Below are 16,527 nucleotides of genomic sequence, written 5' to 3' on the forward strand. Positions count from 1 at the left end.
CTCTACGCCGCGTCGCGCGGGGGCAGACCGCGGCGGGCCCGCTCCTGCGCCTCGATGCGGTCGTAGGCGCGGCGCTCGTTGCGGTCCGAGCGGATCAGCGCGCGCATGATGAACCAGAAGAGGAGCCCGATGGTGACGGTCGGCACGAGTGCCCACAGTCCTTGATTCCACAGCTCCCAGTCCATGGGGGCGATCCTACCCGGCCCGGCCGGGAGCGGGCCCGGAGCGGCCGCTCAGCGAACGGGCCGGACGGACCGGTCCCCCGGCCGCCCGGCGCGGTTCAGCTGCTCTCGATCGACTGGTTGAGGGCCGATGCGTCGGCGTTCAGCCCCTCGAGCTCGGTGCGCAGACCGTCGTACACCGCGATGTCCGCGTCGATCGCGGCGCGGGTGGCGTCGATCGCCTCGCCCCGCGCGAGCAGGTCGGCCCGCTCGGCGTCGAAGGCGGCGTCCGAGGCGAAGTCGCCGCTGTCCGCCCGGGCGTTGAAGGAGTCGATCTCGGCGTTCAGCGCGTCGTACTCCGCGTTGTTGGCGTCGATGCGCGCGGTGAGGTCCGCGTACATCGCGTCGATGCGGGCGACCAGCTCGGTGATGCGGTCCTCGAGGTCGGTGAAGACCGCCTCGTACTGGGCGTTCAGGCCGACCACGACCGATCGGTCGGCGAAATACTCGGCGTAGTGGGCCTCGAGCGCGGGCGGCAGGTCGGCGACCTCGGTGCCGAGTATCGAGTGCAGCTCGTTGACGCGCTCGCCGAGGCCACCGGTGCGGTAGAGCTCCAGACGCTCGGCGATCGGGCCGTCCTGCGGCAGGGCGGCGTAGGCCGCCTCGAGCTGCGCGCCGACCTCGGCCTGCTCGGCGGCGTCCATCCGGACCCACGCGGCGTGCAGCATCTCGTGCGCGGCGGTCACGTCGCGGATCCCGTCGAGGTCGGGGTTCTCGACGTCCGAGATGTAGATGTCGCTGCCGGTGTAGCAGCCGAGCACGATCTCGTCCGAGGCGCCGTAGCCGCAGAGCGCGTTGAAGCCGGCCGTCGGCTCGACCGAGGGGTTCGAGGCGTAGTAGAGGGCGCGGCCGCGGGTGGACATCGCGGTGCGGTCCGCGAAGCCGGTGATCGTGGCGTCGGGGGTGAACGACTCCGCCGCCCGCTGATCCGCCAGCGCACGGCCGACATCGGCGGAGTCGACGAGCACCGAGCCGGCGACCGCCGCGCCCACGCCGAACTGCGCGAGGGTGAGGACGCCGGCGACGACCGTCGCGACGATGCTGGATGCCCTGACCACGCCTCGAACCTACTTGACCAGCGGGAAGAGGATGGTCTCGCGGATCCCGAGACCGGTGACGGCCATCAGCAGCCGGTCGATGCCCATGCCCATGCCGCCGGTCGGGGGCATGCCGTGCTCGAGCGCGCGGAGGAAGTCCTCGTCGAGGCGCATCGCCTCGTCGTCGCCGGCCGCGGCCTGGAGCGCCTGCTCGACGAAGCGCTCCCGCTGGACGACCGGGTCGATCAGCTCGGAGTAGCCGGTCGCCAGCTCGAAGCCGCGGACGTAGAGGTCCCACTTCTCCACGACGCCCGGGATGCTGCGGTGCGCGCGCACCAGCGGCGAGGTGTCGACCGGGAAGTCCATCACGAAGGTGGGCCGGACGAGGTCGCCCTTGACGAAGTGCTCCCAGAGCTCCTCGACGTACTTGCCGTGGGTGGGCACGTGCACCTCGACGCCCTCGCGCGCGGCGAGCGTCTCGAGCTCGACCAGCGGGGTCTGCGGGGTGATCGCGATGCCGGCGGCCTGCGAGAGGCTCTCGTACATCGAGAGGCGGTCCCACTCGCCGCCGAGGTCGTACTCGGTGCCGTCGGCCCAGGTGACCACGTGCGAGCCGGCGACGGCGAGCGCCGCGTTCTGGATCAGCTCCTGAGTGAGGTCGGCGATGCTCGAGTAGTCGCCGTAGGCCTGGTACGCCTCGAGCATCGCGAACTCGGGCGAGTGCGTCGAATCGGCGCCCTCGTTGCGGAAGTTGCGGTTGATCTCGAAGACGCGCTCGATGCCGCCGACGACGGCGCGCTTGAGGTAGAGCTCCGGCGCGATGCGGAGGTAGAGCTCGGTGTCGAAGGCGTTCGAGTGCGTGGCGAAGGGGCGGGCCGAGGCGCCGCCGTGCATCACCTGCAGCATCGGGGTCTCGACCTCGAGGAAGCCGTGGTCGACGAAGGTCTTCCGGAGGGACGCGTTCACGGTCGACCGGGCGATCACGGTCTCGCGGGCCTGCGGCCGCACGATCAGGTCGAGGTAGCGCTGGCGCATCCGGGTCTCGTCGCCGAGCTCGTTGTGCAGGTTCGGCAGCGGGAGGATCGCCTTGGCCGCGATGCTCCACTCCGACACCCAGACGGAGAGCTCGCCGCGCTTGCTGGAGAGCACCTCGCCGGCGACGAAGAGGTGGTCGCCCAGGTCGACGAGCTCCTTCCAGCTCGCCAGCGACTCCTCGCCGACGTCGCCGAGCGAGACCATCGCCTGGATCCGCGAGCCGTCGCCGGCCTGCAGCGTCGCGAAGCAGAGCTTGCCGGTGTTGCGCTGGAAGACGACGCGGCCGGCGAGGCCGACCCGCTCGCCGGTCTTGACGTCCGGCTCGATGCCCTCGTGGCGCGCGCGGACCGCGGCGATGGTGTCGGTGACCGCGACGGACACCGGGTAGGCGCCGCCGCCGAGGTCGTCGCCGGCCAGCTCGATCAGGCGCTCGCGCTTGGCCAGGCGCACGGCCTTCTGCTCGGAGGCCTCCTCGGGCGTGGGCTCGGACGGGGGCACGGGGGCGCCGGGAGTGTCGACCATGTCAGAACGCGGGTGCTTTCGGTTGGAGGCGGCGGGCGCGATCAGGCGAGCAGGATCGGGCCGTTGTCGAGGAGCCGGGTGGAGCCGACGACCGCGGCGACGAGCACGAGGGCCGGGCCGCGGTGGTCGTCGTCGACCGGCAGGAGCGTCGCCGGGTTCGCGACGACGAGGTAGTCCAGCTTAACCAGCGGCTCGCCCATCGAGGCGGACTGCGCGGCCGCGATCACGGCGTCGATCCCGCGGTCCGCGGCGGAGGCCGCGGCCTCGAGCAGCAGCGGGATCGTCCGGGCGGCCCGGCGCTCGCGGGCGTCGAGGTAGCGGTTGCGGCTGGAGAGCGCGAGGCCGTCCTCCTCGCGGACGGTGTCCACGCCCTCGATCGCGACGGGCAGATCGAGGTCGCGCACCATCCGGCGGACGAGGAACAGCTGCTGCGCGTCCTTCTGGCCGAACATCGCGACGTCCGGCTGGACGATGTGCAGGAGCTTCGAGACGACGGTCAGCATGCCGTCGAAGTGGCCGGGGCGCGAGCGGCCCTCGTAGAGCGAGCCGACCTTCCCCGCCACGACGCGGGTGGAGGAGGGGCCGTCCGGGTACATCTCGGCGACACTCGGCGCGAAGACGTGGGCGACGCCGCGCTCCTCGAGCAGGGCGACGTCGGCCGCGAGGTCGCGCGGATAGCGGTCGAGGTCCTCGTTCGGACCGAACTGCAGCGGATTCACGAAGATCGACACGACGACGACGTCCGCGATCTCCCGCGCCCGGTCGACGAGCGCCAGGTGCCCGTCGTGCAGGGCGCCCATCGTCGGCACGAGGGCGATCCGCGCCCCGGCGCGCCGCGCCTCCTGCAGGGTCTCCCGGAGCTCGCCGATGCGTTCGATGGTGCTGATCACCCGAGAACCCTACCGGCGGTGCGGAGTCCGGTGATCGAGGAGCCCGCGCAGCGGGCGTATCGAGATCCACCAGCGTCAGAGCAGAGGTCTGCAGACGCGCACTGCTGATGACGGTGGGGCTCGATACGCGCCTGCGGCGCTACTCGACCAGCATCGGGCGCGCCTGCGGCGCTCCTCGGCCGGAGGGCGGCGTCAGCCGGCCGCGCGGCGGAGGGCGTCGTCGACGGAGGAGCGGACGAGGCTGGAGAGGAAGAAGCCGGGCTTGTCGACGCCGATGCCGGCGAGGAGGCCGGCGGCCTGCTCGACGATGGCGGTGGAGAACGTGGTCGCGGTCGAGACGGCCTCGGCGTAGGCGGGGCGGTCCGCCTCCGCGACGGTGACCGGCTCGCCGCCCATCTCGACGACGAGGGCCTGCGCGATCGGCAGCACCGGGCCGGGCGCGGTCACGGCGAAGTACGTCTCCGCCAGGCGCGCCAGGTCGAGGCTGGTCCCGGTGAACGTCATCGCCGGGTGCACGGCGAGCGGGATGACGCCCGAGGCCAGGGCGGGCGCCAGGACGCCGAAGCCGTGCTCCGCCGCGGTGTGCAGCACGAGCTGCCCGGGCTGCCAGGCCCCGGTCGCGGCGAGGCCGGCGACGAGCGCCGCGATCTCGGCGCCGGGGACGGCGATGATCACCAGCTCGCTCCGCTCGACGAGATCGGGGATCGCGAGCACCGGAGCGCCGGGCAGCAGGGCGTCGACGCGCTCGCGGCCGGTGTCGCTCGTCGTGGCGACGCCGACCACGGCGTGCCCGGCGTTGGCGAGCGCGGCACCGAGCACCGGGCCGACGGGTCCGGCCCCGATGATCCCGACGCCGAGGCGTCCGTCGCGGCGGGCGTCAGGCATACGGGTCCCCCTCGGGTGCGGCCCACGCGTCGCGGGGCGTCGGAGCGGCGGCGGCCCGCCGCCCCCAGTGGTGGCTGGCGTCGCGCTCGGCCGCGGCGGTTCCGGCGCGACCCACGCTCTCGAAGAAGGCGACTCCGTCGGCGACGCTCATCACCGGCACCAGCGGCGTGACCGGACCGGCGACCGTGTGCACGCGCGCCGAGGCCAGCCCGAGCATCCGCTGCAGCGGCCCCTGCTGCACGCCGACGCTCTGCATCCGCGCGAGCGGGACGACCGTGACGCGGCGCCAGACGGCTCCGCTGCGCAGGACCACGACGTCCTCGGCCAGCCGGAAGCCGGTGCGCCGCCAGGAGAAGGGCCGGAGCAGCATCGCCGAGCGGGGCGCGCTGGTGAAGCCGGGGGCGTCCCGGCGGCGCAGCGCGTCGCCGACGGGGGTCGCCTCGGCGCCCTCGTCGTCGCCGGGCAGCAGCAGCGCGAGCACGCGCTCGACGGCGGCGAGGTCGCCGACCGGGAGGATCGTGGTGTTCGGCTCGCCGTTCGCACCGCGGGACGCCGCGTGGCCGGCCCGGTCGATCTTCACCTGCCACCAGCCGAACGGCCGCCAGAGCAGCGGCTGGGTGATCTCCACCGCGTGGATCCGGCCGGGTGGCAGGGTGTCGCTGCTGGTCGAGAGCACGCCGTAGCCGACGCGCACGCCGTCCGGCGTCGCGGCGATCGAGTAGCGCAGCGAGCGGACGAACTGGCGGATGTAGTAGCTGCCGGAGCCGATCAGGCCGGGCAGGATCGCGATCAGCACGTAGGGCGAGCCGTAGACCGAGGTGAGGACGACGGCCACGATCGCCACCACCAGGAAGACGGTGAAGCCGCTGAACACCAGGGAGCCGAGCAGCCGCCCGGGCGGGATGGAGACGACCGACTCGGGCGCAGCCTGCTCCTCCGGCTCGGCGAACTCCTCCAGCCGGCGCGCGAGGAAGCCGCCGGCCGGCGCCTCCCCCGCGACCGCCTCCCGCTCGCGCACCCCCGACGCCAGCCGCAGGATGTCGCGCCGCAGCGCATCGACCAGCCGCGAGCCGAGGTAGGAGAGCTGCACGTTCGCGTCCTGCCCGGCGACGCTGACCTCGAGCTTGGCCGCGCCGAAGAGCCGGGCGAACAGCGGGCGCTGCACGGCGATGCCCTGGATGCGGTCGAGCCGCGCGCGTCGGTTGGTGCGGAACAGCACTCCCGAGCGCACCTCGACGATCTCGTCGGTGATGCGGAAGGTGTGCATCCGCCAGGACAGCCAGAAGGCGAACACGGCGACGGCGAGACCGGCCGCCACGGCGAGCAGCGCCCAGCCGATCAGCCCGCGATCGATCAAGGCGTCGACCGGGTCGCCGCTCTCGTAATCGCCGGGGCCGGGGAGGAAGAGCTCGAGCAGGCGCTCGCGGAGGTTGGTGATCAGGATGCCGAGGACCACCAGCAGGCCGATCCCGCCCTTGAGCACGGGCGTCGCGGGGTGCAGGCGGTGCCACTCGCCGTCGGCGAGGTCGGTCTCGATGCCGCGGACGGCCGCAGGAGCCTCGCTCACAGGCCGGCCCGGCGCGACTCCGCCAGTTCGACGAGCCGGTCGCGCAGCTCCTCCGCGTCGCCGTCGACGAGCCCGGGGATGCTGACACCGGTCGCCGCGGCGGCCGTCACGAAGCGCAGGTCGGCCAGGCCGAGGGCGCGGGCGAGCGGGCCGCGGTTGACGTCGATCAGCTGCATGCGGCCGTAGGGCACCGAGACGAAGCGCTGGAACATGATGCCGCGGCGGAAGAGCAGGTCGTCCTCGCGCAGCCGGTAGCCGTACGCGCGAGCGCGGCGGGGGGCGACGATCAGCAGCGTGACGGCGAGGATCGCCGCTGCGAGGACGAGGATCCAGGCCCAGTCGACGCCGATCAGCAGCAGGAAGGTCGGCACGGCGAGGAGCACCACGCTGGAGACGACCGCCGAGACGACCTCGACGGCCACGTACTTCGGCGAGACGCGCCGCCACGGACCGGCCAGGTCGAGGCGGCCACCGGTCGCGCGCTCGGGACCGACGGAGTCGAGCCCGACGCCCTCCGGCCGGACCGCGTCCGGCTGAACCGCGTCACGCACGGGCCGGACCGACTCGCGCTCCTGCTCGAGCGCCGCCTCGCGGCTCCGCGCCTCACGCCGGCTCAGCGGCTCCGGGTTCAGCGGCTCCGGGCTCAGCGGCTCCGGAGCGGCCGCGGGGGTCGCCTCCTGGTCGTCGGCCATGATGACGTCCTCCCTGCCTGCGTCCGAGCGGGCGTCGGCGTCAGGCGTGGTTCACCTCGCCGACAGCGGGGTCGTCGTCGTCGGTCGGCGGGATGGTGCACAGGTGCTCGGCGACCAGACCGGCCACCAGCAGGACGATCGCGCCGACGATGGCGGCCACGTCCTGCCACACGGAGCCTAGCGAAGGCACCACGGGCCGGCTCAGCAGGTAGACGAGCACCCCGCCGGAGGCCCCGAGGAGCAGAGCGCCGACGAGACTCGACGCCTTGGCCAGCACGACGACGCGCATCGCGCGGAACGGGTCGAGGGGGCGGCGGAGCGTCCCCTTGGTCGCCCGGTGGATCGGGATCGCGAAGCCGATCACGAGCGCCGCGACCACCACGAGCGTCAGCGGGACGGTGAGCGGCGGGATCAGCACCGGACGTCCGGCGGAGGCGATGGCCAGGTCGATCAGGAAGCCGGCGACGGCGCCGACGAGGGCCAGGCCGAGCAGGGAGCTGATGCGGGTGCGCTTCACGGAGTGCTGCTCTCGGGGTCGGTGCGGCCGGGGGCGGGGGCGGTCTCGGAGGTTCGCGGGCGCCGCCACGCTATCGCCTCGGGCCGGTCGGTCACCCGGTCCGTCGCGCGGGCGCGCAGCTCGGCGATCGGGCCGCGCCCCGGCAGGACGGCGTGCGGCTCCACGTCGAACCACGGCTCGAGCACGAAGGCACGCTCGCCGGCGCGGGGGTGCGGGAGCGTGAGGTGCGCGTCGTCGCGGACGACCCCGCCGACCGCGATCAGGTCGATGTCGAGCGTGCGGTCGCCCCAGCGCTCCTCGCCGTCGCCGCGGATCCGGCCGCCCGCGCTCTCGATCGCGGCGGTCGCGGCGAGCAGGTCGTCGGGCTCGAGCGTCGTCGATCCGATCACGACCGCGTTGAAGTAGGCGGGCGCGTCCTCGTCGACGCCGTCGAGCTTCCACGCCGGCGACTCGACCACCTTCGAGACCGCGTCGAGGCGGAGCCCGGGCGTCGTCGCGAGCGCGCGGACGGCGGCCTCCAGGTGCGCGAGCCGGTCGCCCAGGTTGCTGCCGAGGGCGAGGACGACGCGGCGCTCGGGCAGCAGCCGCTGCTGCCGCGGCCTCACCGGCGGACCCGGGTGATCTGCACCGCGACGTCGTCGAACGGCAGCGGGATGGGGGCGTCGGGCTTGTGCACGGTGATCCGCACCACCTCGGCGGCGGCGAAGCTCAGCGCGACCGCGGCCAGGCGCTCCGCGACGGTCTCGATCAGGTCGACCGGATCGCGGGTGACGGCGTCGGCGAGGGCGATCGCCAGCTCGCCGTAGTGCACCGTCTCGGCCAGCGCGTCGCCGCTCGCCGCGGGAGCGAGGTCGAGCCAGACCGTGGCGTCGATGACGAAGTCCTGGCCGTTCTCGCGCTCGAAGCCGAAGACGCCGTGGTGCGCGCGCACCCGGAGGCCCGTCAGGGTGATCGAGTCGCGCAACGCGAGCGCGGCGGCGTCGAGGGTCGGCGGGGTCGCGGCGGAGCGGGCGGGGTCGGTCACGGGAGCTCCTCCTGGAGGCGGGCGCCGAGCGCGAGGGCGCGGGCGCTCGAACGGACGTCGTGCACCCGGACGCCCCAGGCGCCGCGGTCGACGGCGGCGAGGCTCAGCAGCGCCGTCACGTCGTCGCGCTCCGCCGCGGTCGAGCCGGCCGGCGCGAAGGGCGCGAGGAAGCGCTTGCGGGAGTGGCCGACCAGCACGGGCAGGCCCAGCGAGACGATCGCGTCGAGGTGCGCGAGCAGCGCCCAGTCGTGGCCGCCGTCCTTCGCGAAGCCGAGTCCGGGGTCGAGGATCAGGTGCTCGTCGCGGATGCCCGCCGCGCGGGCGGCGTCCACGCGGCGCTCCAGCTCGGAGCGCACCTCGGCGACCACGTCGGCGTAGGAGGCGAGCTCCGTCATCCCGGCGCTGTGACCGCGCCAGTGCATGGCGATGTAGACCGCACCGCGCTCGGCGACCAGCGGCAGCATCGCCGGGTCGGCGAGCCCGCCGGAGACGTCGTTGACGACGACCGCGCCCGCGTCCAGGGCGGCCTCCGCCGTCGCGGCGCTCATGGTGTCGATGCTGACCCGGACGCCCTCGGCCGCGAGAGCGCGGACGACGGGCAGCACCCGCCCCTGCTCGGCAGCGGCGTCGACGCGCGCGGCGCCGGGCCGGGTCGACTCCCCGCCGACGTCGACGAGGTCGGCGCCGAAGGACGCGGGGCCGTCGCCGGTGGGGCGGGTCATCCCGAGTCCGTGCTCGACCGCGTCGTCGACGGACAGCCAGCGACCGCCGTCGCTGAAGGAGTCGGGGGTGACGTTGAGGATCCCGAGGAGCGCGGCGCGGTGGCCGGGTGCGAGATCGGTGACGGCGAGGCCCACGTCAGGCCTCCCGGGCGGCGCCGATCAGCGCGATGATCTCGGCGCGCGCGGCGGGGTCGGCGAGGGTGCCGCGGGCGGCGACGGTGACGGTCGAGCTGGCCCTCTGGCGCGCGCCGCGCAGCCGGACGCAGCCGTGCTCGGCGTCGACGACGACCAGCACGCCCTCGGGCGAGAGGCCGGCGTCGAGGACGTCCGCGATCTGCTCGGTGAGCCGCTCCTGCAGCTGCGGCCTGGACGCGACGGTCTCGACGACCCGCGGGAGCTTGCCGAGGCCGACGACCCGCTCACCCGCGCGGTAGGCGATGTGCGCGACGCCGGCGAAGGGCAGAAGGTGGTGCTCGCAGACGGAGCGGAAGGCCAGGTCGCGGACGACGACCGTCTGGGTCGCCGGCGGCTGCTCCCCCTCCTCGACGACCGCGAAGGTCTCGGCGAGGTGCGAGGCGGGGTCGAGGTCGAACTCGCCGAAGAACTCCTCGTACGAGTCGGCGAAGCGCTGCGGGGTCGTCGAGAGGCCCTCGCGGCCCGGGTCCTCCCCGATGGCCGCGAGGAGCTCGGCGACGGCGGCCTCGATGCGCGCCCTGTCGACCGGCACGGTGCTGCTACGCCGTCGTCGGGCGCGGGTTGATCAGCGGCGGCCGCTGCGGGGCGGCGGGCTCGGAGCTCTCCGAGACGACCGCGCCGTCGGTGGCGCCGGCGTCGATCGGCGCCTTGGCCGGCGGCATGGCGATCGGCGGGAGGTCGGAGAGCGGGCGCTTGTCGCTCGAGAGCCACTGCGGGCGCTCGTCGATCTTGCGGACGTCCTTGAAGATCTCGGCCAGCTGGTCGTGGTCGAGGGTCTCCTTCTCGAGGAGGTCGGCGGCGAGGCGGTCGAGGATGTCGCGGTTGGCGTTGATGACCTGCCAGGCCTCGTCGTGCGCCTGCTCGATCAGCTGCCGGGTCTCGAGGTCGACGCGCTCGGCGACCTGCTCGGAGTAGTCGCGCTGGTGGCCCATGTCACGGCCGAGGAACATCTCGCCCGAGGAGGAGCCGAGCTTCACCGCGCCCACGTTCGAGGACATGCCGAACTCGGTGACCATCTTGCGGGCGATCGAGGTCGCCTTCTCGATGTCGTTCGAGGCGCCGGTGGTCGGGTCGTGGAAGACGATCTCCTCCGCGACACGGCCGCCCATCGCGTAGGCGAGCTGGTCGAGCAGCTCGTTGCGGGTGGTCGAGTACTTGTCCTCGAGCGGCAGGACCATCGTGTAGCCGAGGGCTCGGCCGCGCGGGAGGATCGTGACCTTCGTGACGGGGTCGGTGTGGCGCATCGCCGCGGCGGCGAGGGCGTGGCCGCCCTCGTGGTAGGCCGTGATCAGCTTCTCCTTGTCGCGCATGACGCGCGTGCGGCGCTGCGGACCGGCGATGACGCGGTCGATCGCCTCGTCGAGTGCGCGGTTGTCGATCAGCTGCGCGTTCGAGCGGGCGGTGAGCAGCGCGGCCTCGTTGAGGACGTTCGCCAGGTCGGCGCCGGTGAAGCCCGGGGTCTTGCGGGCGACGACCTCGAGGTCGACTCCGCCGGCCAGCGGCTTGCCGCGGCCGTGCACCTCGAGGATCTTCTTGCGGCCGAGCATATCCGGGGCGTCGACGCCGATCTGGCGGTCGAAGCGGCCCGGGCGCAGCAGCGCGGGGTCGAGGATGTCGGGGCGGTTGGTCGCCGCGATCAGGATGACGTTGGTCTTGACGTCGAAGCCGTCCATCTCGACCAGGAGCTGGTTGAGGGTCTGCTCGCGCTCGTCGTGCCCGCCGCCCATGCCGGCGCCGCGGTGGCGGCCGACGGCGTCGATCTCGTCGACGAAGATGATGGCCGGCGAGTTCTCCTTGGCCTGCTGGAACAGGTCGCGGACGCGGCTCGCGCCGACGCCGACGAACATCTCGACGAAGTCGGAGCCGGAGATCGAGTAGAAGGGGACGCCCGCCTCACCCGCGACGGCGCGGGCCAGCAGGGTCTTGCCGGTGCCGGGAGGGCCGTAGAGCAGGACGCCCTTCGGGATCCGCGCGCCGACGGCCTGGAACTTGGCGGGCTCCTTGAGGAACTCCTTGATCTCGTGCAGCTCCTCGATCGCCTCGTCGGCGCCGGCGACGTCGCCGAACGTGACCTTGGGCGACTCCTTCGAGACCAGCTTCGCCTTCGACTTGCCGAACTGCATGACGCGGTTGCCGCCGCCCTGCATGCCCGAGAGCATCAGCCAGAAGAACGCGCCGATCAGGAGGATCGGGAGGAGGAAGCCGAGAGCGGAGAGGAACCAGTTGGTCTGCGGGACCTCGTCGTCGTAGCCGTCGGACGGAGCAGCGGTGGTGACCGCGTCCACGACCTCGGCGCCGCGCGGTGCCACGTAGTAGAACTGCACCTGCTTGCCGTTGTCGCCGTCGTCCTGCGCGAGGGTCAGGTCGACGCGCTGCTCGCCGTCGACGATCTTCGCGGAGTCGACCTTGCCGTCGGAGAGGAGCTGGAGCCCCTCCTGCGTGCTGATCTGCCGGAAGCCCGACATCGTGATCAGCGAGGAGCCGATCCAGACCGCCACGATCGCGAGGACGACGTAGAGAATGGGACCCCGGAAGATGCGCTTGACGTTCATGAATGTTGCGGGCGCAGGCCCGGCACCTTTCTGACGAGGAAATGTGAGTGTCAGGCTACCTCCCGCTCTCTGAGCGCGCGCCACGCGTTCGCCCTGGGCGGAGGAAGCGCGGGCTGGGCGCGGGGCGGCGGCGTTCGGCGCGCGGAACGGGCTCCCGACACTGCCTGCCTGCTGATCGAGTGGCCCGCGCAGCGGGCGTATCGAGATCCACCAGCGTCAGAAGACGAGGCTTCAGACCCGTCCTGCTGATGGCGGCGGGTCTCGATACGCCGCTGCGCGGCTACTCGACCAGCATGCTGGGCGCCACCGCCGCAGGCGTCCTCCGGTCACGCCGTCTCGCAGCATGCTGCGCGCCGCCGCAGCCGGCGGCCTCCGGTCAGGCCGTCTCGAGGAGGGGCTCCGGGTCGCGCAGCGCCGGCGTCAGGCCGCGGCGGCGGCGGGCGGCGGCCAGCACGGTGACGGCGAGGGCGCCGAGCAGCCAGAGCGAGAGCACCAGCACGGCGTTCGCGACGCCGATGCTGCCGCCGGCGATCAGGGAGCGGAACGCCTCGACCGTGTAGGTCAGCGGCAGCACCCCGTGCACCGCCTGGAAGAAGGCGGGCGCCGTCTCGATGGGGTAGGTGCCGCCCGCCGAGGAGAGCTGGAGCACGATCAGCAGCAGCGCGAGGAAGCGGCCGGGCGCGTCGAGCAGGGCGATCAGCGCCTGGTTGATCGCGACGAAGGTCAGGCTGGTGAGGACCGCGATCCCCATCAGCGCCGGGAGCTGCGCCATCTCGACGCCGACGCCGAAGCGGATCACCAGCGCGGCGAGCACGCCCTGCGCCACCGCCATCAGCGCGCCGGGGAGGTAGCTGCGCATCGCGATCACCCAGGCGGGCCGGCGGGCGGCGAGCAGGCGCTCGCTCAGCGGCGCGCTCATCAGGTAGAAGGCGAGGGCGCCGACCCAGAGCGCGAGGGCCATGAAGTACGGCGCGAGTCCGGAGCCGTACTCGGGCACGCGGTTCAGGCGCTCGGTGTCGAGAGCGACGGGGGCCGCGGCGACGGCGCTGAGCGCGTCCGCCTGATCCGACGTGTAGGACGGGACGTCGGCCGCCCCGTCGGCCAGCTTCCCGGACAGCGTCTCGGAACCGGAGGCGAGGGAGTCGACCCCTGAGGCGAGGCTGCCCGCGCCGGTCGCGGCGTCCGCGCTGCCCTGCGCGGCGGAGTCGGCACCGGTGGCGAGGGCGTCGGAGCCGGAGGCGAGCGAGGCGGTGCCCGAGGCGAGCGCTCCGGCCCCGCTCGCGGCGGAGTCGAGGCCGGTCGTCAGCGGGCCGACGCTGCCGGCGAGGGTGCCGGTGCCGGCGGCGACCTGCGCCGCTCCGGAGTCGAGGGAGGCGGCGCCGGTCGCGAGGGACTGCGCCCCGGTGCTGAGCGACTGCGCGCCGGAGTCGGCGGAGGCGGCTCCGGAGGCGAGCGACTGCACGCCGGTCGTGAGGTCGGCGGCGCCGGAGGACACGGAGGCGGCGCCCACGGCGAGCGCGGTCAGCCCGCCCGAGGAGTCGCCGACGAGCGCCGAGGACCCGGCGGCGAGGGTCTGCGCGCCCTGGTCCGCGGCGGTCGCTCCGGACGAGACTCCGGCGGCTCCCGACTCGAGCTGCGTGAGGAGGGCGAGGCGCTCGGTGTCGGTGAGGGTGCCGTAGCCCGCGATCAGCGACCGGAGGCCGGTGTCGACCGTCGCCGCTCCGGTGGCCAGGGCGGGAGTGCTCGCGGCCAGCGCCGCCGAGCCGTCGCGCAGCGTCCCGGCGCCGGCGAGCGCCGCCGTCGCGCCGTCGGAGACGGAGGAGGCGCCCTCGGCGAGGGACTGCGCGCCGGTCGCGGCTGTCGCCGCTCCGGAGGACAGAGCGGCGGTGCCGTCGGCGAGGGTCGCCGCTCCGGCCGCCAGGTCCGCGGCTCCACCGTCGAGGGACTGCGCACCCGTGGCGACCGACTGCGCGCCGGCGTTCAGCGCGGCGGCGGACGACGGCAGCGCGGACGTCCCGTCGGCGAGCTGCTGCAGGCCGGAGGAGAGAGTCGCCGCTCCGTCCGCAGCGGAGTCGGCCCCGGTGCGGAGCGAGTCCGCCCCGGTGGCGAGCTGCGCGGTGCCGTCCTGCAGCTGCTCGAGGCCGACGACGAGCTCGTCCGAGCCGCTCGACGCGGTGGCCGCGCCGTCGGCGAGCTGCGTCGCGCCGTCGGCGGCCTGCTCGAGGCTGTCGTGCACGTCCGTGAAGCCGACGTAGACGTTCTTCAGGTACTCCTCGCCGACCTGCTTCTCGAGGGTCTGCGTGACCGTGCTGCCGATCGTCGCGGCGATGTTGCCGACGATCAGGTTGGCGCCGTCGTTCGTCGCGATCGACAACCGGGCCGCGGTCGCCGCCGACGGGTCGTCCCCGCCGACCGAGGCGACGTCGGCCGAGAAGCCGGCCGGAACGGTCAGCACTGCGTAGACGGCGCCGGAGGCGAGCTCGCTCGCGGCCTCGTCGGCGTCGGTCCGCGTCCAGTCGAAGTTCGAGGCGGAGGTGCTCGTCGTCAGCTCGTCGGTCAGCGCGTCGCCGAGCGCGAGGGCCGAGCCGTCGGCGGCGGTCGCGCCGGTGTCCTCGTTCACGATCGCCGCGGGGACGGTGTCGAGGTGGTGGGTCGGGTCGAGGTTCGCCGAGGTCAGCAGGCCCGCGTAGATCAGCGGGATGAGCGCGATCGCGGAGAAGACGACGACGAGCCGCGGGGAGACGGAGCGCAGACGGTGGAGGAGCCGGGGTGAGCGGCGGGTGGCGGAGGCGGGCATGGTCCTTCTACTTCGAGGAGTCGGGGGCGGGGGCGGTGAGCCGCGGCGATGCGACTCCGGTGACGAGGAGCTCGGCGATCTCGGCCGAGGCGGAGGCGACCGGGCGGCGGTCGTCGCCGTCGAGCAGCCAGCCGACGACGAGCCAGACGGTCCCGGCGGCGAGGAAGACGGCGAAGCGCTCGACCCGGGCGCGGTCGCCCGCCTCCTGCGCGGCCAGCGGCGAGAAGGCGAGCAGCCGCTGGGCGAGGAAGGCGACGACCGACTCCTGGACGGAGCGGGCGGTGCCACCGCTCAGCGCGCGGCGGTAGAAGTCGGCGTGCTCGAGCAGCCCCGAGAGCAGGCCGCGGACGACGCGCGGCACCGCGGTCTCCCAGTCGTCCTGCGGCGAGGGCGGCACGACGGCGGCGAACAGCGCGTGCATGCGCTCGAGCGCGGCGGCCTCGACCAGCGAGGGCACGTCGCCGAAGTGCTGGTAGAACGTCGGCCGGCTGACGCGGGCGGCCGAGCAGAGGTCGGTGATCGACGGCTGGTCGTCGCCGGGGTGGTCGAGCGCGACCGTGATCGCGGCGATCAGCTGCTCGCGCGAGCGGGCGAGGCGGGGGTCGGTCATGGTGCCTCCTTTACGTTCGTAACTTACATTACATCCGTAAAGGACTTTGGGGGAAGCGTCCCCCGTTGAGCGAGCAGCCGCGTCGCTCTCATGCTGATCGAGTAGCCCGCGCAGCGGGCGTCTCGAGATCCACCGTCACCGGACGTCGAGTCTGCAGACCTCCCTGCTGACGACGCCGGGTCTCGATACCCCCCTGCGGGGCTACTCGACCAGCATGGTGGCGCTCGGAGCGTCAAGTGGTCGGTGCCGCTCCGTCGGGCTCGGCGGCGAGGATCGTCGCGATCTCGGTGGTGTCGATCACGAGGGTGTCGTGCGGGGTGAGGCCCGGGCTCTTCGGGGTCGGCACGGGCAGGCGGACGAGCAGCGCGCCGGGGTCGACGCTGAAGCGGCCGCTCGTGGTGCGGCCGATCGGGTCGCCGTCGAGCTCGGCGAGCACGGGCTGGTCGAGCGAGAAGGAGAACTCGCGCCCCGGCCACTGGTGCAGGGACGCGAGGCCGTTGCGGTTGCCGGTCGCGACGTCGAGAGCGAGGCCGAAGCGGCGGCGCAGCAGCACCAGCTCGAGGTCGCCGTCGTCGAGGACCGCGCCGGCGGCGAGCTCGATGTTCGCCACGACCGAGCTGCAGTTGCAGGCCAGCACCATCAGGGTGCGGGTCGGCGGCTCCGGCTTCCCGTCGATCGTCAGCGTCACCTCGAAGCCGGCCTTGAACATCACCTCGGCGCCCGCCGCCACGTAGGCACCCCAGCCGACCCGCTTCTTCAGCTCGTCGTCGGTCTTGTCCATGATCTCCGCGTCCAGGCCCACGCCGCCCATCACCATGAAGACGCGCTCCTCGCCGTCGTCGAAGGTCGCCGTGCCGACGTCGATCGCCCGGTCCTGCCCGAGCAGCGCGATCTCGACCGCGTCGGCGAGCGCACCGAGCGGGATCCCGAGGTTGCGGGCGAGCAGGTTGCCGGTGCCGCTGGGCAGCAGTCCGTAGGGAACAGAGGTGCCGCGCAGCACCGAGGCGACCGCGCGCACGGTGCCGTCGCCGCCCATCGCGCAGACGAGGTCGGCGCCCGACTCGAGCGCGGCCCGCGCGGCTCCGGCTCCGGAGTCGTCGGCGCTGGTCTCGAACCAGAGCGGCTCGCGCCAGCCGGCGCGGCGGGCGACCGTGGCGACCACGTCCTGCGCGGCGCCGACGTCGTCGAACTTGCTCGGATTGATGACGACGGCGACCACGGGTCGCGCGGCCGTGGATCTCGCGGAAGGGGCTCTCACGCT

16 protein-coding genes are annotated in these 16,527 nt (G+C 73.7%); all 16 read right to left on the reverse strand.

All coding sequences use genetic code 11. The features are described 5' to 3' along the window. Nucleotides 1–2: 2 nt before the first annotated feature. Nucleotides 3–185 (reverse strand): hypothetical protein, encoded by a 183-nt coding sequence (locus MT350_RS12970; RefSeq protein ID WP_123446793.1) that lies wholly within the window; start codon nucleotides 183–185, stop codon nucleotides 3–5. A gap of 95 nt (nucleotides 186–280) precedes the next feature. Beyond that, a complete protein-coding gene (locus MT350_RS12975; protein WP_243598147.1) occupies nucleotides 281–1,279 on the reverse strand; it encodes a hypothetical protein in 999 nt (332 codons plus the stop codon). A 9-nt stretch (nucleotides 1,280–1,288) separates the two neighbouring features. After that, a complete protein-coding gene (gene lysS / locus MT350_RS12980; RefSeq protein ID WP_243598146.1) occupies nucleotides 1,289–2,815 on the reverse strand; it encodes a lysine--tRNA ligase in 1,527 nt (508 codons plus the stop codon). Between the two features lie 41 nt (nucleotides 2,816–2,856). After that, a complete protein-coding gene (panC, locus tag MT350_RS12985; RefSeq protein WP_243581153.1) occupies nucleotides 2,857–3,705 on the reverse strand; it encodes a pantoate--beta-alanine ligase in 849 nt (282 codons plus the stop codon). A gap of 192 nt (nucleotides 3,706–3,897) precedes the next feature. Then, a complete protein-coding gene (locus MT350_RS12990) occupies nucleotides 3,898–4,590 on the reverse strand; it encodes a Rossmann-like and DUF2520 domain-containing protein (protein ID WP_132438022.1) in 693 nt (230 codons plus the stop codon). After that, entirely contained in the window at nucleotides 4,583–6,157 is a 1,575-nt protein-coding gene (locus tag MT350_RS12995) for a PH domain-containing protein (RefSeq protein WP_243598145.1), read from the reverse strand. The genes MT350_RS12990 and MT350_RS12995 overlap by 8 nt, the downstream gene beginning before the upstream one ends. After that, a complete protein-coding gene (locus tag MT350_RS13000; RefSeq protein ID WP_374204632.1) occupies nucleotides 6,154–6,615 on the reverse strand; it encodes a PH domain-containing protein in 462 nt (153 codons plus the stop codon). Before MT350_RS13000 ends, MT350_RS12995 begins: the two co-directional genes overlap by 4 nt. Before the next feature lie 274 nt (nucleotides 6,616–6,889). Then, on the reverse strand, nucleotides 6,890–7,366 hold the full coding sequence (locus MT350_RS13005; RefSeq protein ID WP_132438025.1) for a DUF3180 domain-containing protein: 477 nt from the start codon (nucleotides 7,364–7,366) through the stop codon (nucleotides 6,890–6,892). Next, on the reverse strand, nucleotides 7,363–7,971 hold the full coding sequence (gene folK, locus MT350_RS13010; protein ID WP_243598143.1) for a 2-amino-4-hydroxy-6-hydroxymethyldihydropteridine diphosphokinase: 609 nt from the start codon (nucleotides 7,969–7,971) through the stop codon (nucleotides 7,363–7,365). Before folK ends, MT350_RS13005 begins: the two co-directional genes overlap by 4 nt. Continuing rightward, complete coding sequence (gene folB / locus MT350_RS13015; protein ID WP_243598142.1) at nucleotides 7,968–8,390, reverse strand: dihydroneopterin aldolase; 423 nt, start codon at nucleotides 8,388–8,390, stop codon at nucleotides 7,968–7,970. Before folB ends, folK begins: the two co-directional genes overlap by 4 nt. Beyond that, nucleotides 8,387–9,247 carry a dihydropteroate synthase gene (folP, locus tag MT350_RS13020; RefSeq protein ID WP_243598141.1) on the reverse strand — a complete coding sequence of 287 codons (861 nt, stop codon included), beginning with the start codon at nucleotides 9,245–9,247 and terminating at the stop codon, nucleotides 8,387–8,389. The genes folB and folP overlap by 4 nt, the downstream gene beginning before the upstream one ends. A 1-nt stretch (nucleotide 9,248) precedes the next feature. After that, nucleotides 9,249–9,839 carry a GTP cyclohydrolase I gene (gene folE / locus MT350_RS13025; RefSeq protein WP_123446802.1) on the reverse strand — a complete coding sequence of 197 codons (591 nt, stop codon included), beginning with the start codon at nucleotides 9,837–9,839 and terminating at the stop codon, nucleotides 9,249–9,251. 7 nt (nucleotides 9,840–9,846) lie between these two features. After that, nucleotides 9,847–11,859 carry an ATP-dependent zinc metalloprotease FtsH gene (gene ftsH, locus MT350_RS13030; RefSeq protein WP_123705529.1) on the reverse strand — a complete coding sequence of 671 codons (2,013 nt, stop codon included), beginning with the start codon at nucleotides 11,857–11,859 and terminating at the stop codon, nucleotides 9,847–9,849. Nucleotides 11,860–12,235: 376 nt separating this feature from the next. Further along, entirely contained in the window at nucleotides 12,236–14,656 is a 2,421-nt protein-coding gene (locus MT350_RS20155; protein ID WP_279391985.1) for a YhgE/Pip domain-containing protein, read from the reverse strand. 7 nt (nucleotides 14,657–14,663) lie between these two features. Then, nucleotides 14,664–15,266, reverse strand: a complete 603-nt coding sequence (locus tag MT350_RS13045) for a TetR/AcrR family transcriptional regulator (protein ID WP_243598140.1) — start codon at nucleotides 15,264–15,266, stop codon at nucleotides 14,664–14,666. A 232-nt stretch (nucleotides 15,267–15,498) separates the two neighbouring features. Beyond that, nucleotides 15,499–16,524, reverse strand: coding sequence for a diacylglycerol kinase family protein (locus MT350_RS13050; protein WP_243598139.1), 1,026 nt, complete (start codon nucleotides 16,522–16,524; stop codon nucleotides 15,499–15,501). Nucleotides 16,525–16,527: the final 3 nt, after the last annotated feature.

Source organism: Rathayibacter sp. VKM Ac-2928, from assembly GCF_022815545.1.
GTDB classification, from domain to species: Bacteria; Actinomycetota; Actinomycetes; order Actinomycetales; family Microbacteriaceae; genus Rathayibacter; species Rathayibacter festucae.

Bases quoted from the DNA above. Each gene is read 5' to 3' on its own strand.
- MT350_RS12970 (WP_123446793.1), bottom strand. From the start codon at position 185: ATGGACTGGGAGCTGTGGAATCAAGGACTGTGGGCACTCGTGCCGACC.
- lysS (WP_243598146.1), bottom strand. From the start codon at position 2,815: ATGGTCGACACTCCCGGCGCCCCCGTGCCCCCGTCCGAGCCCACGCCC.
- MT350_RS12990 (WP_132438022.1), bottom strand. From the start codon at position 4,590: ATGCCTGACGCCCGCCGCGACGGACGCCTCGGCGTCGGGATCATCGGG.
- ftsH (WP_123705529.1), bottom strand. From the start codon at position 11,859: ATGAACGTCAAGCGCATCTTCCGGGGTCCCATTCTCTACGTCGTCCTC.
- MT350_RS20155 (WP_279391985.1), bottom strand. From the start codon at position 14,656: ATGCCCGCCTCCGCCACCCGCCGCTCACCCCGGCTCCTCCACCGTCTG.
- MT350_RS13045 (WP_243598140.1), bottom strand. From the start codon at position 15,266: ATGACCGACCCCCGCCTCGCCCGCTCGCGCGAGCAGCTGATCGCCGCG.